Here is a 22,407-nt window from a genome sequence, read left to right as displayed (position 1 = left end):
GAAGAGATGTAGTGATTAAAATAAAGGTGCTCGTTGTGGATGATTCAGTATTTATGCGTAAGTTGATTTCACGATTAATTGAAGAAGATCCGGCATTGGAAGTGGTGGGCACAGCCCGCAATGGAAAAGAGGGTGTTCAGCTTGTTAAGGAGCTTCGGCCAGATGTTGTGACGATGGATATTGAGATGCCTGAAATGACTGGACTCCAGGCTTTAACGATCATTATGGATCAACAGCCGACACCGGTACTGATGCTGAGCTCGCTTACTCAAGATGGAGCAAGCGCAACGATTACAGCACTGCAAAATGGAGCCGTAGACTTTATCTCGAAGCCATCAGGTCCGCTTTCGCTTGATTTAATCAAGGTGAAGGAAGAGCTAATCTCCAAAATTAAACAGGCTGCTCAAGTGCCGATCAGACAAGTACTTGCTAGCAAAAGGATGACTGCAAGAGGAGCCTTAGTGCCAAAGATTGATGCGCTGAATGGTCTGCCCAAGCAATTTGATCAGATTGTAGCATTAGGGACATCTACGGGAGGGCCAAGGGCGCTTGAAACGGTTATTACTGCTTTGCCTGCAAATTTCCCATATCCGCTTCTAGTCGTGCAGCATATGCCGCCCAAGTTCACTAAGTCATTAGCTGATCGATTAAATCGCATATCTAATGTTCATGTGGTAGAGGCGGAGGATAATCAGCTGCTAGTTGGCGGAACCGTTTATATTGCTCCAGGTGATTCTCATATGACAGTTGTGCAATCTGCTAGGGAATATAGAATTAGGCTTAACAAAGGACCGCTTGTTAGTGGCCACCGTCCTTCGGTTGATGTGTTGTTTCATTCTGTTGCGGAGCTAAAGATTCCGAAGCGGCATTTTATTCTTATGACAGGAATGGGGAGCGATGGTGCGGATGGGATGCATGCGGCCAAAAAATCAGGCGCCTATTCAACAATCGCGGAATCCAAAGAATCCTGTATTGTATATGGTATGCCCAAATCAGCCGTCGAGCTAGGCTGTGTAGATTATATAATTCCTGTGCATCAAATAACTTCAAAGCTATTGAGAATTACAGGAGTCCAGAAACATTAGTTTGTAAATGATCTAAGAGCGGGGGGTTCTATACTTGTTTTTTAATGGTAGTACGATAGAAAAAACAATGATGATGGGTTTCCTGTATCGAGGATTTTGGGATAGATGGATTATTAATGGTATTCCAAAAGCGACGGTGGAAGAACTGTGCCAGCGGGTATATCGTTTGGAAGAGTGGATTCAAATTGTGCAGCGGCAAGCAGAAATTTGCGAGCAGCATGCGCTTAGCGCACTTGGTCAGCATTCAGCGGACGAAGCAAAGCGTTATTATCGAATGGCGGGCATACACTACAGTCTTATCCAGTGGATGCTGCCTGAGAGTGGCACGGAGAAGCGACAATGGTATAAGCGATGCACGGAAATGCATGGGCAAGCAGATAAGCTTGTAGCAGATCAAATCATCAATATGGTTATACAGATCGAAGGTAAGGAATGTTATGGTAGAATACGTGTCCCTGCAAATGCTAAGGGCTGTGTTATTATTTTCAATCCGATCGATGCCTCGAAGGAAGAGTTAACCCAGTATGAGGATCATTTTTCAAAAATGGGTTTTGTTTCGATCAGCTTCGATGGACCGGGGCAAGGCGAGACGTATGCTATGAATGGATATAAAGCGACCCATCTGAACTGGGATATCTTTGTGAATCAAGTCATCGATTTCGCGGCATCGCAATATCCGGAGCTTCCGCTCGTATTATTTGGTAAAAGTCTAGGGGGGAATTGGGCGATTCAAGGCAGTAGCCACCCTAAGATAGGTAAAACAGCAGTTCTAAGTCCTATTGTTATCGTAGGACACAAATTCAAATTACCTGACTATCTTAAAGAACGTCTTTCATATATTATTGAAGGTGATCAAGAGAGTCTATTAGCGGACATAGAGAGCTTTGACGATAAAGGTTCGATACTGTTAGTTCACGGTGAGCAGGATCATCTCGTCAAGGATGATAATATGTATGAGTTATACGATAAACTTCCTATGAAAAAACAATTAATCCAATATAAAGATGAAGGTCATTGCTGCATACATCGAATAGATGAAATATTGAAGATGGCGAGTGAATGGTATGTCTCGTAATTACTCTCCATCTGCTACTGCCCAGTAGGGCGCTATACGAAAATTAATAAAAAGCGTTCAATAATTATAAGGGTAACTCAAAAGCTGATCAATAGCTTAGAGTGACTCTTATTTCATATACATATAAAAAGGAAGCGCATACACTTGGAAATAGTTGTAAATGCCTACTGAACAATTGTATAAACAGGTGTTTTATAGTATCTATTTAGGTCGTTATACCCTGTTGCTCCCCCCTGATTATTAGGTATCCTTTTAAGGAGATAAATTTCTTAGTTTATGCTTTCGAGGTAACTTTTTGTATCATAGAAGTTATGTCAGGTAGCAACAAAAAGTTTGTAGGAGGAAAATAATTGAATAAAATAGCGATTTTCGTAGTGTCAGCAATGTTGGTTTTAGGATTGACTGCGTGTGGAGCAGATAATACTGGTAGTAATGGAAATAAACAGGGTAATAGTATAGAACAATCTCAAGGTTCTGGAAATAAAGAAAAAGAAGCAGTTCCGACTGTTGAGGAACTGATTGAGAAATCAACGGTTGCAAGTGCCGACCTGCAAAGCTTCTCCATGGACATGAAAATGAAACAAAATATTATAATTAGTCAAGGCGACGATACAACAGAACAAAAAGTTGATATGACGATTAAATCAGATTTTATTAAAGATCCTTTGAAAATGGTTCAGGAAATTGTTATGGAAATGCCAGAAGGTAATCAACTGATGACACAATATGTTACAGAAGAAGGCATTTTCACTCAAGTTGATGGAACTTGGTATAAGCAACCAGATGCAGCTTTGGCAGAAATGATCGCGAGCTTAGAGGATTCTGTGAAGCCAGAAAAGCAATTGGAAAACTTTAAATCGATCGCTCAGGACACAAAGATTACTGAAGAGGGCAGCGATTATATTATGACCGCAGAATTGTCCGGGGACAGCGTAAAAGATCTTGCCAAATCATTGATGGGTCAAGGTGGCGGTAATAGCGAAGAAGTGGCAGCTATGATAGATGCTATGAACATTAAAAGTATTAAAGTGTTGTCAGCAATGAATAAAGAAACGTTCTTACCTACGAGATCCGATGTTATAATGCAGGCGGAAATGGAGCAAGAAGGTATGAAGTTTACATTAGATATGGACATAACTAGCACGATCGGCAAGTACAATGAGGTTGGGGAAATTAATGTACCTCAAGAGGCGTTGGATGCTCCTAGTATGTAATAATGAATGGATTTGAGAAAGAGACGTCATTACTCTGAATGGTAGAGTTTTGACGTCTCTTTGTTCATATTATTTTGCTTAGATGCCAGTTGCTTGCAAGATCGAGTTCTCGACCGTGCTATTTGGTATAATATCATCATTATTGTAGGAGGTGGCATTGATGACACATATTCACTTCGCAGAATGCAATATTTCGCACGCAAGTAATTTTGAAATCGATGTTCCCGTGGGCTCTCACTGGCTCCTCGTCATCACCAAGACTCCAGCACACTTCTGGGTCAATGGAGAACTCAAAGAATATCCCGCTCACAGCGCCATCCTATACCGCCCACAGCAGAAGGTCTATTATCGAGCTTGCATAGATTCTTTTACCAATGATTGGCTTCGGTTCGAGTCGAATGAACCCTACATTACGGAATCACCTCTACCCCATGGGTTTCCTCTATCCTTAAGCGATCCTGATTATTGTCACAAGCTAATGGAACTGCTAGTTATCGAACATCATTACAATCGGGCTTACAAAACTTTATCCATCGACGGGTTGCTCCGCACGCTATTCAATAAGCTAATGGAGTCCAATTTAGAAGGTGAAATCACCCCCCAGTACTATAATCTATTGCGGCTTCGCACCGCCATTCACAATAATCCAACCGATTATTGGACAGTTTCGAAGATGGCAGACTATCTTCACATTAGTCCAGGCTATCTTCAGATTATCTACAAAAAAACCTTTGGGGTATCCTGTATAGATGACGTTATCTGCTACCGTATTCGATTGGCAAAAGAGTATTTGCTTCATAGTACCCAAGGCATTGCAGAAATTGCTTCTAAATGCGGCTATCAAAATGTTGAGCACTTCCACAGGCAATTTAAACAGATTACAGGAAGTACCCCAAGACAATATCAAATCAAATTGAAGGTTGATGCTTCAATTTAGCTAAGAAAGGTATTAATTCCACCTTTCATTCTAGTTGCGTAACCAACCTAATTCACTTTGTAAAATATTGTTGCACTAAAAACTTCATCAGCTCACTCGATTGCTCTCTAGAAAATTCAGAGTCATCTGCGAACAACATACCATATGGAGCTTCGGACGAATAAGCATCCCATCGAGGTAGCGGTTCTCCTGTAGAATGTAATCCGTTCGGATCTCCTGAGCGAATGAAATTTGACCAGTAATTACACATTTGGCTGGCCAAATCGTAATGCTTGCCGACAAACGGCCTCCAACATTTGGCGAGCGTTTCAAAGAAGAACCATAAATCTACCGAATGAAAGGTGCCAGGATTATCCCAGCCTGGAATCTCTGCATCGAAATTATAATAGTAGAGAGGAGTGTTAGCGTTCGTATCGGCATTCGCTTGTGCTGCAATGCGTATTGCATATTCAATACTGCTGACTGAAGCCTTTATCTTCATTTCCTCAAGGTTTCCCACTTGAGCACCGCATAACGCCAAAAACTCATCTGCATCACTACCGAACAATTCCACTGCCATCTCATTGAAAGCATCAAGCGTGTCTACATTCGGGGTACTGAAAAATTCAGAGGAGGTATGACCCAGCATGACCGGAACCATACAGCGTTTATTTTGAAGGAACAATTCAAATGGATGCCCTACATTGAATGCTTGATCACGAACAGTTGCCCAAAAGCCTCGGTATTCCACCGCCTTGTCGCGTAGATAGCTTGCATCAAGCTGTCTGGCCTCCAAAAGCGAGGAAACGCCGAGATATTCCAGAAACTTCACGCCTTCCTGTTCAGCATCCTCCAATATACTATGAAATCTGTGCATGCTCCCTGATGGGTAAAGCTGTGTGTGAATCCCGCTTTGGATAATAGCCTTCTGGAACAACCCTTCATTCTGAGGTGAAGTGAGCTGACTCAACACGCTTCCGCCGCCAGCAGATTGTCCGCCGATGGTGATATTGTTCGGGTCACCCCCGAAGGAAGCAATATTTTTCTTAACCCATCTAGTAGCCGCCTGTTGATCAAGATGTCCGAAATTAGCAGGCGCTTCAGGAGTTTCAGCAGTAATCTCAGGATGACACATAAATCCGAAGACATTGAGACGATAGTTGATCGTAACGACCACAATGCCGCGTCGAGCAATACGTTCGCCGTCGAACTCCATTTCGGCCGTATGCCCAACCTGCAAGCCGCCGCCAAAATACCATACAAATACCGGCAATTGCTCATCAACAATCTTGGCTGGTGTCCATATATTTAGGTAGAGACAATCCTCATCCATTGCGATATCGGGCTCTACGGCCCACTCCCGAGTATAAATGTTGTTGTCGTTAATCTCTTGTTTCACCTGCATGGAAATAGGTGCGAATTCGTAAGCTTTAAGCACACCCTCCCAGTTGTTTGCAGGCTGTGGAGCACGCCAACGATATTCTCCTATGGGTGGTGCCGCAAAAGGTATTCCCTTGAAGCTTGTAATCCGTGGGTCGGCTGCTGGCAGCCCTTTAATCGTCCCATTTTCAACCTGTACAACTCTTAGCATCTTACATTTCTCCCTTCTGTTTGTCGATTTGGTGCTTATCAGATAATTGTTACAATGAGGGATATATACTTAAACATAATATCCCTCATTGTTCAGAACTTATAAAATGTAATATTTAATTACTAGCTAATGCATCTGCACGCAATTGAACAATTTTCTGTGCTTTTATAGAATCTGACTCAACGACATCATTCCAGCCGAGGCCAACTACATCGCTTTGCATCTTAGCCCATAACTCATCAAAATCTGCTTGATTCTTTGCAAATACCAGCTTCCAGGAAGTGTTCTTAACGTAATCCGATATTTGACTTCGTTTGTTCTTGATGTCAGATGAATCGTTTCCTAAGCTTGTGTTGATATTCGGTACAATATCGATCATATCGTGCTTAAGATAATATTCTGTTGCATCCTTAGCGCCATAGGCATTCTGCCACTCATTTGTGAGTGTAGTCTTATTCGCCTCAATCGTAGTGCTCCAGTAATTGGAATTATAGAATTCTCCTGAATCTGGATCGATGACAAAATCGCTCATAATCATACTATTGATCTTGCTTTGCCCGTCCTGGTATCCGCCGCCTCCATATTCATCCGGAACTGGGGTGTTTTGCTGGAAGGCAGTTTGCCCTACTTCGGTCAGCTTAAACTTGCCGTCTGCGGACTTCTCATAATTGAAGCCTTCAAATCCATTCGTGTAATGACGAAGACCTTCAGGTGAAACATACCAATCCAGGAATTCTATTATTCTAGCGGGATCCTTTGCCTTTGAACCAATAGCAAATACTCTTCCGTTACCATAATAAGCATCACTAGTCTGTATGATTCGAGTGTCAGCAATCGGAACTGCAACATTCCCATCACCGTTCTTACCTCGTTCGATACTGTTATAGAAGCCTCTTTGCCATGTATACCATAAGAGTAGAACCTGTTTGTTGGTGAGCTTCTCAGCTACCTTATTCCAATCCTGCGAAGCAGAGTCAGGATCAACTAGCCCCATTTGATTAGCATTAAACAAGAATTGCAAAATTTTCTTGTACATACTGTTGTCGTCGGTGAGCGGTACGATATCGCCTTTAGCATTCAACTGGATTGTAGAAGTACCATCCGGCTGTTCATACCCGTACCAGTTGCTTATCCACCGTACATTTTCCATGCCGCCGCCATCCCAATCCTTCCATAGGGTAATTGGAACAATCGACTTTCCATCTGGTGTCTGTGGGTATTGCTCTTGCATCTCTTTTAGTACGTTCAATAGATCATCCAAATTTTTCAGCTCTGGAGATCCCACTCCCTTGTAATAATCCCATGGCAAAATAGGGCTTGAATAGGGGAGATCCTCTGAGAAAGTAGTAGGAGAGGTACCAGCAACAAATGTCGGCATGCCATAAATTTTTTTATCTGGATTCACCTCAGCAAATGCGTCATTAAACGGCTTAAAGTGATCATTTACATAGGTGGATAGATATTTCGTATCTTGCACCATATCGGTAATATCCATTATAAGACCAGCAGGTATTAATTCCTCAAATTGGCTGTTATCGATGACCAGCAAGTCTCCCAAATCTCCAGCCGCAGTTCTAGTCTTGTATAGCTGGTCACCAGCAACCTGCGGAGATAAAATATTCAGTGTAATATTGAACTTGTCTGTAAGAAGCTTGCCATACCAACCTGTCTGTTCTCCTTGATAATTTGCAGCGTTGCTAAAGACAGTAATCGTAAGTGGATCTTGGTTAGTACCAGCATTTGTTAAGCTAGAATTCACTTGCTTGTTAGTTGCACCTGTACAACCTGATAGAACGACTGAAATCGTCAACATTAATGTAAACAATACTGCTGAAGTTTTTTTAATTGCCTTAATAGGTTTATTCATAAGTACCCCCTTAATAAATGAATATATTATAATGGTGCTAGTTAGCCTTTCACTGCACCGATCATAATTCCTTTTACAAAGAACCTTTGGAAAAACGGATACACTAGTAGAATCGGCGCAACAACGATCATTGTCACTGTCATGCGGATCGAGGTCGACGTTTGCTTTGTCGCCAGTGTCGCCATCGTTAGTGAACCTGAGTTCTGCAGATTCACCATCGTTGATAGTGAACTCGCCTGATTAATATAGTTGTAGAGAATGAACTGCAAACTATATAACCTGTTGTCAGTGACCAGTAATAACGTATCCTGAAAGGCGTTCCACTGATCCACCGCTGCGAATATCGCCACTGTAGCTAAGATAGGCCTACTAATCGGCAAGATAACCTGAAGGAAAATCGTCATGACCCCAGCACCATCGATGCTTGCCGCATGCTGCAATTCCTTTGGCGTTGATTCAATGAAGGTCTTAACTAGAATGATGAAAAATGGTGCTACAATGGTTGGAAAAATATAAGCCAAGAAATTGTTGGTCAGATTCAAGGATCGCATGGTCAGGTACCATGGGATAATGCCGGCATTAAAATACATCGTAATAATCGTAAAGCGATACCAAAATTTCCGTTTCCACATATCTTCCTGAGAGAACATGTATCCCAAAAAGGCTGAGGCACCTACTGTCAAGCTAGTTCCAATCAAGGTTCTGCCGATTGAAATCATCGCTGCATTCCCCAGTCCAGGGATTTTGAACACATCAATGTAGTTTTGAAAATGAATCTGCTTCGGAAAAAATATAATATCACCTCTAGCACTTATGTCATTGGCGCTTATCGTATTAATGATGATGGAATAGAAAGGGAAGACACAGACTAGAGAAAATAAGATAAATAGGGTATAAATCAGAACTGAAATCAACTTATCAGTGAGAGTGAGCTGGACCTTCATCATACAATGCTCTCTCCTCTCAGTAATTTAGATAGACCATTAACAGAGAAGAGAAGTACTACACTAATCAAGCTCTTTAGCATGCTGATTGCAACAGAAACGGAATAACTGCCGCCACCCATAGCAAGGTTATATACATAGAGATCCAGTACCTGTATATAATCCTTGTTAAATGCATTCTGAAATACAAAATATTGTTCTAGTCCATTGTTCAAGAAGCTTGCAATTTGCAACAACAGCAGTACAAAGTAGGTAGGTATCAGGCTTGGCAATATGATATGGCGTATAATCTGCATTCGTGTCGCCCCATCTACACGGGCCGCTTCATATAACGAATCATCAATTCCCATAATAGCTGCAATATACAAGATGGCCGACCAGCCTAGAACTTTCCAAGTTGTCCAGAGCCACATCGTGATCCAGACATTATCCGTATTTTGAAGGAATAGAATCGGAGAATCGATTAACGAGAGCTGCCTCAATAGACCATTAATGATACCTTCACTAGAGAACATGGAGAATGCGAGTGAATAGACCAAAACCCAGCTAATAAAGTTAGGAAGTGTGGTTACTGTTTGAATGATCTTGCGAAAGCGGATTGCTTTAATCTCATTTAGGAAAATTGCAAAAATCATAGGGAGCCATGAGAACATGAGAAGCAAGCCACTCATTGCGAACGTGTTCTTGATGACCTGGAGTAATTGATCAATCTTCACTTGGTTTTCAACTAAAGACCGAAACCACTTTAGTCCTACAAACTCTGATTGGGATAGGGGGATTGGCGGGCTAAAATCAAAAAATGCATAAACCCATCCATATAACGGGTAATAAGCAAAGGTAGCGAGCAGCAACATAAATGGTAGGACATATAAGAATTTGATAAAAGAAGTTCTTCTCATGTTGTTTGCTTTAACATTCAAAGTACGATCACCCATTTCTCATTTAAGATAGCGCTTCCAATAAGTCGTTGATTGATATTTATATCAGTCCGGATTTTAGAAAGGCCACGAATATATACCCCAGATCCAGTAATAAAATCATAGGTTAATAAACAATGTAAAACAATGATATATACAAATGTATAATTGACCTATCCGCATATTGAAAACGGACTTAATATAGAGTGTTGAAAAAGTGGAGAAAAGTCTGCAATAGGGCTTATATAATGCTGAAGAAGAAAGAGGGGGAGGAACGGAAGTTTGTTCATCTTTTTCGCGGAAATGGCTGTGGTGGAATGGAATACTTCTACTATGAAAAAAGTAGCACAAACCAAGGACTTGGTCTGTGCTACTAATGTTAGTAAGTTTTGCATGAACCATATGTGATTTCGGTTGCCTAGTTACTGAACAGGTCCGGCAAAATATTGTAAATATACTGGTTCTGCCAATTCCAAGCATGTGTACCGCCATCAGCATCAAGGAAGTAGAAATTCCCCTTCTTCGTATCTGACGAATAGATAAAGACATCCGTTAACTGCTTCATCGCATCGACCTGAGGCTTCAAGTTCGGATACGCGATATCCAAGTTACCAGTAGCACTAAAGATGTAATAGTCCTGTGGCTTATAACCAGACTCTTTTGCAACATTCGCAAGGTATTCCGCCGTTTTCTTCGGCTGATGTCCGCCACCTCCCTGCTCGATTACCCAGCTGTCGCCACTTAACGGTATATAATATTTGAAATAGTCTAGGGCATGAATAAAGGTATACCACGTTGTGACAGAGCCCATAGAGAATCCGCCGAATGCCCGATGCTCTCTAGATGTTTGCAAATCTTCCGAACTTCCGGATTTGGCGTAAGTATTGTACTTTTTTTCCACCAATGGAACAATGGTATCGATTAGTTCCTCGTGGAAGAGAGCGACATCATTTTTGCCGCCATTGACGGTAGGCGTCACGACGATAAGCGGTTCAATGTCGCCTGCTGCAATCATATTGTCCAAGATTTTCATCATTTCTTTGCTCTGTCCGGGTCCGCCGAAGATGAGATCCTCGTTCTCGCCGCCGCCATGCATTAGATAGAGAACGTTGTATTTCTTATTCGTTGCGGAGGGGTCATAACCGTAAGGGAGGTAGACGTGTAATTTTTTGTCATCTATTCCTTCCGTCAAATTAGGCGTTTGGTAATATAAACTTTCAATTTTACCTGGTTTGTCGCTTTCCATTCGATATTCATTGGGAAGGGGCTTGAAGTATTTCTCATTCGCCGCTTCCTCGGTCATTTCTAACTTGCTAATTGCAGTTTTAATCGTGGCATAATGTTCATCAATTTGCTTCTGATTGACTTTATTGCCGTTGAGTACGCTTTCAGAAACAACGCTAACAATGGCATCCGTTACGATATTGGCATTTTTATAAAGTTTGAAATCAAGCTTCAGCGTACTCTTGATCAAGTTCATGAGATCATAGGGATTCAGACCACTGACATCACCTTTTGACTTTCCGGTAAGCAAGACTTCGCCGAATTTGGTCGGATCATTCCATGCGTTACCTGTTGCGTCAAACACATTAATGCTACCCAATCGCTCCGTTCCTATGGCTTCGTTAATCTGCAATTCGATGCCAAGTACCGTGCCATTTGCCGGTGTAGTTTTCAGAGCAATTCTCGATTCGATAACATAACCGTCTTTCACTCTTCTTGCGGACGTATAATACATGTCGGCATCTCCGTTGTCCACGGATAAGGCATTTTCGTAATTGACGCGGAAATGTAAATCGTCTGCACCATATTCTTTAGTCTTGTCGTTGTTCTCGTCAAGGAATATTTCCACCGAATCTTGCATGTACGGTGTTCCGGATTGGACGGATAGGTTTTTATCTTTGACTTCTGTTAGAATATAAAGCGCACGATCATCCCATAACGCTTTGAACGTAGCCGATGTATCGATATTGCTTGATATATGCTGCGGCAAGACTACCTGTGCCTCATTCCACATAGGATCTACATTGCCGTCAATGGTCGGTGAACCGAAATAGGCTACCATTCTTCCGCTGGAATCGAAACCATTCTTATCCACGATTATTTTTTTAGGATCATGTTTCATAGGTCTCTCCTTAACGTTGACTTTTGCTGCGATGACTTCCTTCTTTTTGTTGACTGTATAAACATAGGTAATCGTTGCCGAACCGGCTCCAACAGCTTCAACGCGTCCGTTGTCATCCACAACAGCGACGGACTTTTTGTCGCTATTCCATTGATACTCGGCACCCTTTGGCTTATTTACGACTTCGAACGTATAGGCTTCGCCGACTGACAGTGAGATAGTGCCCTTCTGTTTGAATGCCGGCTTGGCCTTGGCTGGAGCGGCAGAGACCTCAGGTATTGAACCAAGTGAATTCATGAATACCAAGGCTACAACAGTTAACATCATCATAATGGGTTTAAGTAATTTTATTGTTTCTTTTTTCAAAATGCTCTCCTCCTTATTAATTTCAGAGTCAGACACCATTCTTCAAAATCTCAAATTATCTTCCCACAAACGATATTAGATCGGATTTTCTCTGCCATCAATCACACCTTTCATAGTAGCATTCTCAGAGTTGCAATTTCGTTTTAGCTTACGCGTGAATCGTAACGCCAATTGTGAAAAAAGTCAATATATTATTAGTAATAATCGTAAGCTTGACAATATCGGTTCCATTCCGTATTAATAAAGTATTACGACTTGGAATGGGACGGATGAAAATGTCAACGATTAAAGAAATAGCAGAACGAACGAACCTCTCTATAGGGACTGTTTCCATCGTGCTTAACGGTCGCGGTGATGAAATGAGGATCTCGAAAAAAACGCAACAGCGGATTTTGGAAGCTGCACAGGGAATCGGGTATTTGCCCAACGTCTCGGCAAGAAGACTGAGACAATCGAATGCCCGGAACATTCCGGCCATTGCCACCTTTTGGCCTTCCGATCTTTCGTCGGAGTTGTTGGGGCGGTTCTTTGTGGGAGCTCAGAGCTCGATTCTCGAACAAGAATTTGAATTCGAGATGACCATCCAGCCATACAAGCGGAAGCAGATTCACAGAATTAAGGAGATTTGCGATCAAGGCAGCTATCATGGAGCGATATTGACAGGTATCTCTGCAGAGGAGCAACGTTACCTGGAAGAACATCCTTTAAGCTTGCCGACCGTAATGTTTAATCGCCAGAGCAGTAGCTACAGCTGCGCACATGTAGATACGTACGAGATTGGTCGCAAATCAGCTGAACTATTCGCGGTCCGCGGGCATAAAAAGGTCGGTACGATTGTACCAGATCATCTTGTGAATTCGGAAAACAATCTGCGCTTCACAGGATTCGTCGAGTCGTGCATGAAGTATGGACTCGAACTGGAGGAGCGGCATATCCAAATTGCTCCGATGACGATGGAGGGCGGGAATTCGGCAGCCAAAAAGATTGTGAAGGGAGGCGGCGACCTACCAACAGCGATATTCTTCCCGCTAGGGCTCATGGCTGTCGGAGCACTTCCTGAATTCCATCGTGCAGGTATCCGAATGCCTGACATGATGGAAATCTTGACGTACGGCGACCATGATGCAGAGAAATACAGCATTCCGTCCCTTTCGACAGTGAAGCTACCCGTTGAGGAAATGGCTGCCGCATGTATCCGCTTGGTCATGGAGAGGATTCACGATACTTCGTCCGAACCGAAATCACTCGTGTTCGAGACGCCGTTCATCTTTCGTGAGTCCTGCGGAGGATTTGGGAACGAGTTATGACAAGTATTTCCGCCGAAAGCCTCTCTAACCAACCCGTCCTCCATTGGACAACTTATTGAGATATTTTGTGTATTAATACAGTGTCATGTTAAATAATAAGGCATAAAAAAGCTGTCGAGAATTTCTCGACAGCTTAAGTAGGTTGTTCTTCATATTATTTTTCCAAGTGATTAACGAATTGTTTTTCTTTCCACATCATCGTAATGATAAGACCAATGAACATAATGACAGCTGAAAAGAGATACGGGTAGTTGATGTTGACATCAAATAATATACCGGCTGACGCGGGCCCGACGATTGTGCCGAGGCTTGTATATGTTGAGTTCATTCCAGCGATAAATCCTTGTTCTTGTTCGGCAGATTTTGATAAATAGGTCGTTAACGCTGGGCGTAGCAGGTCAAATGCGAGAAAGATGAAACAAGTAATTAGCAAAACGGCTAAATAGCTAGAGACCATCGTGGATGCCACTGCTAATCCTACACCAGCAATTAAGCATATTTGGATGAGTTTCTTTTCGCCGAGTTTATCGACCATTTTACCGAACATAAACACCTGAACGGCAACGCCGAAGATTGCGCTTATTGTAATAATGGTAGCAATATCTTGTGCAGTAAAACCGAATTTATGATCAGAATATAGGCTGAACACAGTTTCATATGCAGATAAACCAAAGGCTAGTACAAATACAATAATAAAGGCAATAATGTATAGTGGTTGAAGTGAACGTTTGAGATCACCTACCAAGTTTGTATCTTTTTTAAGCCGACTGATTTCCAAAAGCTGCTGTTTAGTTAGTGGCTCTTTGAGAATAAATAGCGATGAAATACCTGTTATTAATGCGAAGCCAGCGGCAAAGTAGAATGGGGCACGTACACCTAGCTCAGCAATAAATCCTCCAATACCTGGGCCAATAATAAAACCGGTACTAATGGCTGCAGAAATATAGCCCATCGCTTTCGGTCTTTCCTCTACTGAAGTAATATCTGCAACAAAGGCAGTTACGGCAGGCATAATAAATGCACCACTAATACCTCCTAGAATTCTGGAAAAATAAAGAACAGATACATGTGTACCTATACCAAAAATCACCTCCGAAATAGCGAAGAGGAATAAGCCGATGATGATCATTTTCTTTCTACCATAAGTGTCAATCCATCGTCCTGCGAGGGGAGACATAAGTAATTGTGCGAACGCAAAGGCCGCCATAAGATACCCCATCGATTGACCTGATAAATTCATCATATTCATAAAGGATGGCATAACAGGGACGATAAGTCCGACTCCTAGAAAAACAATGAATATATTACTTAATAGGATGAGTAAAACTGTTTTTTGTTGATTTAATGGTTTCGTCATGAAGAAATACCTCTCTTTTGTAAAATCATAGCTGTGAAATACCTCTCCAAAATACGGTCCATGAGGCATTTAGTTTATCATTTAAACGTTGTTCATTATTTCCATAAACAAGCTCTAGCATGATCGAATCAACGATACCTAAGAAGGCAAGCGTAGGTATGGAGGCTGTATCATTTATGATGGCGTTGGCATCGATCCAATCTTGAAATTTGCTTTCAAGTACGGTTTGGATTTTTTCTTCCGTATCGATGACTTCCTCATCAATCGCGGCTGCAAGATGGAGAGGTGGAAAAAAAGACATGCGCAGCCAAAACTTTAATTGTTCGCTTTGTTGAAACAAATCAATAACCAATTGTAGATAACCTAATAAATCCGCTTTTGGATTTTGGGTATCCACTTTACTTAGATATTCTAGTTTCGAAGAGATTTCAGTTTCTTTGGCATCTTGTAGAACTTGTAGAAATAAATCATCTTTCCCTTTGAAATGAGAATAGAGAGACTGTTTCCTCAAACCGACATGATCGGCAATTTGGGACAGTGATGCTCCTTCATATCCATGAATTGTGAAATACTTTAACGCTACGTCTTTAATCTCTTTACTTTTCAATAGAATCACCTCTGTTTTAACGAACGTTCGTCAGTTATTCTATCAAATTTATTTTTTATATGCAAATGAAATTTGAATTATTCGATATCGTTTAACACATATATTATTCTATAGCATTTTAATCAATACTTTTTACAGCGTTTATAATAGGGATGTTTCTAACTCGCTTCAATGGCATGATGGTAGACAATACGGATATCAAAATGGTGGATAGGCCTGAAATTGCGATAAAGAGCCAAGGTATTTGCCATGTCATCTGATGTATTGTACTATCCACGATTCTGTACAAAATATAGGATAGGATGACACCAGCCACAATCCCACAAATAGAGCTGATCGCACCATACAATAATCCTTCTGTCCACACCATTTGTTTCAACTGTTTATCTGTCATGCCGATTGCCCTAAGTATGCCAAACTCTCTAACTCGAAGGAGCAGACTGGTTGTAATTGAATTGACAATGCCAAGAACGCCAATTAACGTAATGATTCCAATGAAGTAGTAGAGTACAGTCGTAACTTGTTTAATTTCGCTATTAATAGTTTGCTTTAATACCTTATAAGAGGTGAAACCTGAACGTGATTGTTTAGCGAAGTCTTTTAGCTTGCTCTCGACTAATTCTAAGTCTGCATTTTTAGAAGAAATGATATCCACCTTTGTAGTATTCGTGAGTCCTGAGAAATCTTTAAAAAAGGCTTCATGCATAACAATTCGAATTCCCTGATAATGATCGCTGGAAGCATAAAAGTCTTCAATAATTCCGCCAATTCGAAGAGAAGTGGTACCTTTGTGAAATTTACGTTCGGAACTGGTGACAGCATTAATATAAGGATTATTACCGATTTCTAGCACATCACCGACACGTAGAGCTGTTTTTCTATCCGATGTCGAGATAAAAAGAATGACTTCTTCACCTCTACTCAACCGTTCGGGGTTGATTGTGCCATCTATTAAAAAAGGTTTTGCATTTAAGAGTGTTTCTGTATCATAACCATAAATTTCGAGGTTTGTTAAAACATTGTTTGGTTGTGAAAATTCAACGTCAAACTTATCTTGTTTAGCAAGTAAATAACTATAAAAGGATTCGGTGATTTGGTTCTTTTTTAAATAAGAATATCCATAAGTAAATCGCGTTTGGATGACATTGTTTACACCCGGGATTTGTGTGATTTGTGCAATAGCTTCATCGGATAACCCGATTCGGCTACCAGCCTTAATGTAGAAGTCAGATTTATAGATGAACTGGTCATCAATCAAAGAGGTTACATTCTGATTAGTTACATAGTAGCCATTGACGATAAACAAAACAATTCCTATTGACATGGAAAGTATGGTAAGAATAAACACTTTTCGGTTACGGGCTATATTTTGATATGCCATATGGCTACTCATTCCAAAAATCTTCTTAAACTTGCCATCCGTATCTCTTCGTTCTTTGGTTAATGGCTTAATTTGAGTGAAGGTAGTCTTCATTGCTTCTAGTGGCGAAACTCTACTTGCATATCTTGCAGGCCAAATTGCCGCTGCTAGAATAGTAGCTAAACTAGAGAATATAGTGATCGCAATGGCATCAAAAGGAATTACAAATATGTGCTCAACATTATATGTAAAAGACATACGATAAGCAAAATTGACAGCAGCAAGTCCAAAAATTATCCCTAATGGAATCGACACAATGCTTAACAGCAGAGCTTCCCCTAGTACAAGTATTTTGGTTTGCTTGGATGTTGTTCCTATCGATCGAAGTATGCCATAATAACGGGTTTTCTCAACTACCGAGATATGTAGAACGTTGTAGATTGCAAAGATTGTCGCAATAGAATTAAGAAGGATAACAAGAAAAGTGGAATAATCTTTACGATGGTAATCATCAAGAGAAGCTAACAGAACCTGGTTATATTGAATTTTGTCTCTTGGTATACCAAATTGTTCTTCAATGTCAGTCGTTATTTGTTCTATGTCCTCGGATTTTTTTGCGAAAATAGGGTTGAATGTCGCATATAAGCTATCCTCAACATTTGTTTTATCGTCAGATAATAAGTCTAGAGAGCCTTTCGAAATAAGTCCAAATGTAATGCCTGCGCTTTTAGTGAACTTTTGATTGTTTAGAATACCGACTATCTGGAAGGGGATCTTCTTAATAATGATAGTTTGAGCAATACTTTCCTCAAGTTGAAGATAGGCAAATATCCAACTTTCCAAAACTATTTCGTTATCTCTTTCAGGCATTCTCCCTGAGAGGAGTTGAATATTAAAAATATCGTTCACAGTGGAATCTGCAACCATGAGTCTCGATTCCAATTCCTTAGCATGCATTTTTACATAAACGGATTGTGCAGTTCCCGTACGCATAATCGCTTGATGATATTGAATAATATCGCGCTGTTCTAACGTTAGATTTGTAAATTGAACATGATAATTGCCTGCTGATTGAGCAGTTGATTCAAGTTTATATTCTTTCAAATTATGCATGAATGTTAATATAAAGGTCATCAGAGTCACTGATAAAATTATACCGATTACTACCAGTAAGGAATGTTTCCACTGTTTTCGAATAGACCTAGGTATTAATCCTGTATATCTCTTCATGTTTTTACCGTCCTATCACTAACGATTTTTCCATCTTCAATGGTTAGCACTCGGTCAGCTCTTTCTGCAATGGAGTGGTCGTGGGTAATCATGATTAACGTTTGATGATATTTATTGATGGATAAGCGTAGTAAGCTCAATACTTCGTTACTAGTATTCATATCAAGGTTTCCGGTTGGCTCGTCTGCAAAAATAATGGATGGCTTGCAAGCTAGTGCACGTGCAATCGCAACTCTTTGTTGCTGCCCACCTGATAATGCATCTGGAAGATGATTTTTTCGTTGGTCGAGCCCAAGCCACTGTAGTAGTTCTTCGATGTAGGGTTTATCAATGGACTTTCCGTCCAATACCAGTGGTAGTTCAATATTTTCTTGTGCGGTCAAGACAGGAATTAGATTGTAATACTGAAAGATAAAACCGAATTTTCTTCTCCTTAGAATTGCCAACTCATCAGGAGACATAGAGAATAGTCGTTTATTTTCTAAATAAATATCTCCTGAGGTTGGTTTATCTAAGGTTCCGAGTAAATTTAATAATGTACTCTTCCCAGATCCACTTGTTCCTACAATAGCAACAAATTCACCTTGGTTAATGGTTATGGATATGTCATTTAGAGCGTGGACTTCAGTTGGTCCGCTTCCGAATACTTTGTTAATGTGGTTCATTCTAATCAATTCCATAAAAATCCTCCAATACGTATCAATTAATACCATAATATCATCCTAAACTTACACTTCTATGACTTCAAAGCTTACAGTTTAGTAAGATTGAATATATAGTTGGATAAATAAAATAACGCCATCTCCGAACCAATTAGGTTGGAGCAGGGCGTTATTTGTTGATAATATATGACTTAGGTAAAATGACAGTAAAACGAGATCCTTGTCCCAGTGTGCTGCGTACCTCAATCTGCCCCTCATGCTTATCAATAATGAGTTTTGCAAGTGATAGCCCGATTCCGCTGCCAATCTCCATACTGCCAACAACTGCGGTGCTTCTGAAAAAACGTTTGAAGATATAGGGCAAATCTTCTTCAGGAATACCGACACCTGAATCTTGAACTGTGATCGTTACGAGTAGCTCACTTTCTGTCAAACTCACGGAAATGAGACCTTCCTCTGGTGTATAATGAATCGCATTCTGAATGATATTGTCAATGGCCTCTTGCAGCCAACGGCGGTCGTATGACATGATTATGGGTTTATCTGGTAAATTGCAGAGGAGTGATTGTTTCTTAGTTACTGCTCGGTTCTCCAGTGATGCTATTGACTTGATTAAGATATCGTTTAAATCATGTGTCCTCTGTTGCATTTGAACTGCACCAGATTCCAACCTAGATAAAGATATTAATGATTGGGTTAGCCATTCCATACGTTCAATAATAATATGATTTTTATCTAAAAAAGCTTGAGTTTCGCTAGTACTTAATTCTCCGCTTAGAAGAAGTTCATTGTGCATACTAAGCGAACTTAGTGGAGTTTTGAGTTGATGTGAGATATCAGGAATCAAATTTCGAAGTCTCTCTTGCTCAAGATGAAGCTGTTTAAAACTCAGTTGAAGTCGCATTGACATCTGATTAATTTGTAATCCAAGAATCGAAAGGTCACCTTCCTTACTTTCTCCGAAACTCGTTTCATATGAACCTCTCATGATTTGATCTAATCCCAATGAAACCGAACGAATGAATCCGTAAAGCTGACTAAACGCAAACCATACAATACTAAGACTGCATAGGAGTATCAGAATGGCAACACCAATCATCAGGATGAGATTTTTTTGATAAAAACTATAAAATTTATCTTCTGCCATTAAAAGTGAATTTTTGGAATATCCATATTTTTGCGCTGTCTTAATTCCCTCATTCAAGTCCGCCTCCGTCAAATGATCGGAGATGTGGGGGATAACCGTCGATTCTAACTCTGGGTGACTATGTAGTATTTTTCCAATCAAGGACAAACGCTCGGTAATTAATTCATTATGCAAGTTTACCCACTGGAAGCAATTGATAACTATGCTTATCCCAATGAATCCAGTGAACACAATAATAAGGCTAATGACTACAACTCGGTATTCTTTGTTGCGCCATATTGAAGAGTTCAACATTGGCTGCACTCCTGATCCCATTTATATCCAATTGAACGAACGGTAACGATGAAGCGTGGAACTGATGGATTTTCTTCAATTTTCTCTCGCAGCCTTCGGATGTAAACTGAAAGGGTATTGTCGTCTACGAACTCGCCTCCGAAGTCGCATAATTTGTCAAGCAGAAGATTTCTTTCAAGTATTCTTTTGGGATTAATCATGAACGTGCTTAATAACTTGAATTCGAGGGTAGAAAGCCTAACTTCCTCGTTGGATACGAAAACTTTAAGTTTCACTAAATCTAGTGTAACAGCGTCTGAACGAACCATAGTTCGAGCCAGTTCATTTTCAGTTCGAGTTCTTAGGTTGGCACGAATTCTAGATTTCAGTTCTTGTAGTCGAAATGGCTTAGTAATGTAATCATTTCCTCCAATATCGAGTCCTTGTACAATGTTAATCTCTTCATCCGCAGCGCTCAGAAAAATGATTGGTACATCTGATGATTTCCGGATTTTGGTGCAAAATTCAAATCCCGTTCCATCGGGGAGATGATTGTCTAAAAGGATTAAATCAATGGATTCGGATTGAAATATATAGTTGGCTTCATTCAAATTTGTTGCTAATCGTACATTCCAGTTCTCCTTCTCCAACGTAAATTGTAGACCAGTACCTAGAAACTCGTCGTCTTCGACAACTAATAAGGTTAAATTCAGATATACCACCCTCAAAAAAATAGTAAATTATGGAACTATTATAACAGGGGCGGCTGTTTTAATACATCTCTCTTAGATGTATATTTTCAGACATAAAACGACAAGTGTTCTTATTAAAAAATGTTGTTGAAATAGGCGTAATCTACGTTATGACTTTAGCAACACCTCATTATTGTAATTATTTAGAAAATTTAATAATAAGGTATTCACAATAGTGTGTGTCATACAGTATAATGAAAATAGGAGTTGATCGCTTGATGAATATTCAAGAAACAATAAATGGATTAACGCATGAACTAAGACGCGGCACGCTCATTATTAGTGTACTAAGCCAATTATCTGAGCCGCAATATGGTTACTCGCTCGTTTCTGTATTGGACGAGAAAGGTATCAGCATTGATCCCGGAACATTGTATCCCCTCCTACGCAGATTGGAAAAGCAAGAACTACTTGTAAGTCAATGGGACACGAATGAATCTCGTCCCCGTAAGTACTATCTTCTTAGTCAGGCTGGTAAGGAAGTTTACGAGCAGTTATGTGTGGAGTGGAAAAACTTGACACAAAGCATGCATAGCTTAATTGATTCGTAAGGGAGAGATGGAAGATGGAGATTATTGATCGCTATGTTTACGCGGTTATCCAACGGGTGCCACAGCAGCAAAGGGTTGAAATTGAGAAAGAGTTGCGTGGATTAATTGAAGATATGCGGGAGGATCATGCGTCGGAGGGACAAACGGAAAAGGAGATTATTGAGGCTGTACTTAATGAGCTTGGTTCGCCATATGAACTCGCAGCAGGGTATAGAGGCTACAAGAGATATTTAATTGGCCCCGAATGGATTGAATCATATCTGGTTGTGCTTAAAGTCGTATTGTTCGCGATTACGATCGGCTTGACGTGTGTGCTCGCTATCGAGATTTTTATGGATCCATTTGAAGGGTTGGAGACATTTATTAGCTTTTTTGCTTCTTTGAGCTCAGCATATGCGCAAGGGTTTGCCTGGGTCACGTTAATCTTCCTCTTCATTGAACATAAAGGCAACAAATCTGTCCGTAAGGAGCTTGCTGGAATTAAGAAGGAGTGGAAGCTAGCTGATCTACCCCCACTTCCAACGGAGAAAACTCGTATTAAGCGCAGTCAACCGATAACAACTATAATTTTTACGATTCTATTTGTGTTGTTGTTTACGTTTTCGGCTCAATACATTGGCATTATCAGACTGAACGATGAGACGACGAAAGTAATTTCTTTCTTCAATGTTGAGGTCCTTCAAAGTTACCTACCTTTTATGTGGATTCTTGCAGTGTTCAGTATATTGAAAGAGGGTATCAAACTCGTAACGGGCAGATGGACAAAGATGATAATATTAATGCAGATTCTATTCAATCTGGTGTGGTTCCTATTAGCATTGATTATGTTGATGGATCAATCGTTATGGAATATGACATTCCTTGATGAATTGATGCAAGCTGGTCTTGTGTTCGTTGGAAGTGATATATTCCAGACGAGTAGTGAAATGTGGCAGTATTGGACTGAAATACTAATTTATATTGCGGCGCTCGTGGTAATCATTGAAACAGTTGTCATTGGTATGAAGGCGTACGGTATGAGAAATAATAAGTGATAACAGATGCAATAATTGAATAAGAAG

Annotated in this window: 18 protein-coding genes; 7 read left to right on the top strand and 11 right to left on the bottom strand. The window is 40.5% G+C overall.

What is annotated here, in order from left to right; genetic code table 11:
• Positions 1–11 precede the first annotated feature (11 nt).
• The 4 genes from AC1TPB_RS19865 to AC1TPB_RS19850 all read left to right on the top strand — a co-directional run bounded on the left by AC1TPB_RS19865 (position 12) and on the right by AC1TPB_RS19850 (position 4,311).
• The gene (locus AC1TPB_RS19865; protein WP_482078125.1) at positions 12–1,085 is read left to right on the top strand and encodes a protein-glutamate methylesterase/protein-glutamine glutaminase; all 1,074 of its coding nucleotides are present in this window, start codon (positions 12–14) and stop codon (positions 1,083–1,085) included.
• A gap of 34 nt (positions 1,086–1,119) precedes the next feature.
• Positions 1,120–2,160, top strand: coding sequence for an alpha/beta hydrolase (locus AC1TPB_RS19860; RefSeq protein WP_482078124.1), 1,041 nt, complete (start codon positions 1,120–1,122; stop codon positions 2,158–2,160).
• A gap of 350 nt (positions 2,161–2,510) precedes the next feature.
• Positions 2,511–3,374 carry a DUF6612 family protein gene (locus AC1TPB_RS19855; RefSeq protein WP_482078123.1) on the top strand — a complete coding sequence of 288 codons (864 nt, stop codon included), beginning with the start codon at positions 2,511–2,513 and terminating at the stop codon, positions 3,372–3,374.
• A gap of 160 nt (positions 3,375–3,534) precedes the next feature.
• On the top strand, positions 3,535–4,311 hold the full coding sequence (locus AC1TPB_RS19850; protein WP_482078122.1) for a helix-turn-helix transcriptional regulator: 777 nt from the start codon (positions 3,535–3,537) through the stop codon (positions 4,309–4,311).
• Between the two features lie 52 nt (positions 4,312–4,363).
• On the opposite strand, the gene AC1TPB_RS19845 is transcribed toward AC1TPB_RS19850, so the two are convergent.
• From AC1TPB_RS19845 to AC1TPB_RS19825, 5 genes are all read right to left on the bottom strand, one after another.
• The gene (locus AC1TPB_RS19845) at positions 4,364–5,881 is read right to left on the bottom strand and encodes a carboxylesterase/lipase family protein (RefSeq protein WP_482078121.1); all 1,518 of its coding nucleotides are present in this window, start codon (positions 5,879–5,881) and stop codon (positions 4,364–4,366) included.
• Positions 5,882–5,996: 115 nt separating this feature from the next.
• Entirely contained in the window at positions 5,997–7,748 is a 1,752-nt protein-coding gene (locus AC1TPB_RS19840) for a type 2 periplasmic-binding domain-containing protein (RefSeq protein WP_482078120.1), read from the bottom strand.
• A 41-nt stretch (positions 7,749–7,789) separates the two neighbouring features.
• Positions 7,790–8,695 carry a carbohydrate ABC transporter permease gene (locus AC1TPB_RS19835; RefSeq protein ID WP_482078119.1) on the bottom strand — a complete coding sequence of 302 codons (906 nt, stop codon included), beginning with the start codon at positions 8,693–8,695 and terminating at the stop codon, positions 7,790–7,792.
• The gene (locus AC1TPB_RS19830) at positions 8,692–9,591 is read right to left on the bottom strand and encodes an ABC transporter permease subunit (protein WP_482078118.1); all 900 of its coding nucleotides are present in this window, start codon (positions 9,589–9,591) and stop codon (positions 8,692–8,694) included. The genes AC1TPB_RS19835 and AC1TPB_RS19830 overlap by 4 nt, the downstream gene beginning before the upstream one ends.
• A gap of 436 nt (positions 9,592–10,027) precedes the next feature.
• Complete coding sequence (locus AC1TPB_RS19825; protein ID WP_482078117.1) at positions 10,028–12,100, bottom strand: sugar-binding protein; 2,073 nt, start codon at positions 12,098–12,100, stop codon at positions 10,028–10,030.
• 275 nt (positions 12,101–12,375) lie between these two features.
• On the opposite strand from AC1TPB_RS19825, the gene AC1TPB_RS19820 reads away from it, so the two are divergent.
• Positions 12,376–13,407 carry a LacI family DNA-binding transcriptional regulator gene (locus AC1TPB_RS19820; RefSeq protein ID WP_482078116.1) on the top strand — a complete coding sequence of 344 codons (1,032 nt, stop codon included), beginning with the start codon at positions 12,376–12,378 and terminating at the stop codon, positions 13,405–13,407.
• Positions 13,408–13,561: 154 nt separating this feature from the next.
• On the opposite strand, the gene AC1TPB_RS19815 is transcribed toward AC1TPB_RS19820, so the two are convergent.
• The 6 genes from AC1TPB_RS19815 to AC1TPB_RS19790 all read right to left on the bottom strand — a co-directional run bounded on the left by AC1TPB_RS19815 (position 13,562) and on the right by AC1TPB_RS19790 (position 20,765).
• Positions 13,562–14,764, bottom strand: coding sequence for an MFS transporter (locus AC1TPB_RS19815; protein WP_482078115.1), 1,203 nt, complete (start codon positions 14,762–14,764; stop codon positions 13,562–13,564).
• Positions 14,765–14,789: 25 nt separating this feature from the next.
• The gene (locus AC1TPB_RS19810; RefSeq protein ID WP_482078114.1) at positions 14,790–15,380 is read right to left on the bottom strand and encodes a TetR/AcrR family transcriptional regulator; all 591 of its coding nucleotides are present in this window, start codon (positions 15,378–15,380) and stop codon (positions 14,790–14,792) included.
• 109 nt (positions 15,381–15,489) lie between these two features.
• On the bottom strand, positions 15,490–17,961 hold the full coding sequence (locus tag AC1TPB_RS19805; protein WP_482078113.1) for an FtsX-like permease family protein: 2,472 nt from the start codon (positions 17,959–17,961) through the stop codon (positions 15,490–15,492).
• Positions 17,958–18,641: an ABC transporter ATP-binding protein gene (locus AC1TPB_RS19800; RefSeq protein WP_482078112.1), complete on the bottom strand. Its 684-nt coding sequence runs from the start codon at positions 18,639–18,641 to the stop codon at positions 17,958–17,960. The genes AC1TPB_RS19805 and AC1TPB_RS19800 overlap by 4 nt, the downstream gene beginning before the upstream one ends.
• A gap of 151 nt (positions 18,642–18,792) precedes the next feature.
• Positions 18,793–20,064 carry a sensor histidine kinase gene (locus AC1TPB_RS19795; RefSeq protein WP_482078111.1) on the bottom strand — a complete coding sequence of 424 codons (1,272 nt, stop codon included), beginning with the start codon at positions 20,062–20,064 and terminating at the stop codon, positions 18,793–18,795.
• Entirely contained in the window at positions 20,058–20,765 is a 708-nt protein-coding gene (locus tag AC1TPB_RS19790; protein WP_482078147.1) for a response regulator transcription factor, read from the bottom strand. The genes AC1TPB_RS19795 and AC1TPB_RS19790 overlap by 7 nt, the downstream gene beginning before the upstream one ends.
• Positions 20,766–21,013: 248 nt before the next feature.
• Between AC1TPB_RS19790 and AC1TPB_RS19785 the strand changes: the two genes are divergently transcribed.
• On the top strand, positions 21,014–21,346 hold the full coding sequence (locus AC1TPB_RS19785) for a PadR family transcriptional regulator (protein WP_482078110.1): 333 nt from the start codon (positions 21,014–21,016) through the stop codon (positions 21,344–21,346).
• A gap of 14 nt (positions 21,347–21,360) precedes the next feature.
• A complete protein-coding gene (locus AC1TPB_RS19780; RefSeq protein ID WP_482078109.1) occupies positions 21,361–22,380 on the top strand; it encodes an HAAS signaling domain-containing protein in 1,020 nt (339 codons plus the stop codon).
• Positions 22,381–22,407 lie beyond the last annotated feature (27 nt).

The organism is Paenibacillus sp. Y951, assembly GCF_056786395.1.
This window is presented reverse-complemented; position numbering and strand designations above follow the sequence as displayed.

Excerpts from the sequence above, each read along its gene's own strand:
- AC1TPB_RS19850 (WP_482078122.1), top strand. The coding sequence starts at position 3,535 with ATGACACATATTCACTTCGCAGAATGCAATATTTCGCACGCAAGTAAT.
- AC1TPB_RS19845 (WP_482078121.1), bottom strand. The coding sequence starts at position 5,881 with ATGCTAAGAGTTGTACAGGTTGAAAATGGGACGATTAAAGGGCTGCCA.
- AC1TPB_RS19840 (WP_482078120.1), bottom strand. The coding sequence starts at position 7,748 with ATGAATAAACCTATTAAGGCAATTAAAAAAACTTCAGCAGTATTGTTT.
- AC1TPB_RS19835 (WP_482078119.1), bottom strand. The coding sequence starts at position 8,695 with ATGATGAAGGTCCAGCTCACTCTCACTGATAAGTTGATTTCAGTTCTG.
- AC1TPB_RS19830 (WP_482078118.1), bottom strand. The coding sequence starts at position 9,591 with ATGAGAAGAACTTCTTTTATCAAATTCTTATATGTCCTACCATTTATG.
- AC1TPB_RS19820 (WP_482078116.1), top strand. The coding sequence starts at position 12,376 with ATGTCAACGATTAAAGAAATAGCAGAACGAACGAACCTCTCTATAGGG.
- AC1TPB_RS19815 (WP_482078115.1), bottom strand. The coding sequence starts at position 14,764 with ATGACGAAACCATTAAATCAACAAAAAACAGTTTTACTCATCCTATTA.
- AC1TPB_RS19805 (WP_482078113.1), bottom strand. The coding sequence starts at position 17,961 with ATGAAGAGATATACAGGATTAATACCTAGGTCTATTCGAAAACAGTGG.
- AC1TPB_RS19800 (WP_482078112.1), bottom strand. The coding sequence starts at position 18,641 with ATGGAATTGATTAGAATGAACCACATTAACAAAGTATTCGGAAGCGGA.
- AC1TPB_RS19795 (WP_482078111.1), bottom strand. The coding sequence starts at position 20,064 with ATGTTGAACTCTTCAATATGGCGCAACAAAGAATACCGAGTTGTAGTC.
- AC1TPB_RS19785 (WP_482078110.1), top strand. The coding sequence starts at position 21,014 with ATGAATATTCAAGAAACAATAAATGGATTAACGCATGAACTAAGACGC.
- AC1TPB_RS19780 (WP_482078109.1), top strand. The coding sequence starts at position 21,361 with ATGGAGATTATTGATCGCTATGTTTACGCGGTTATCCAACGGGTGCCA.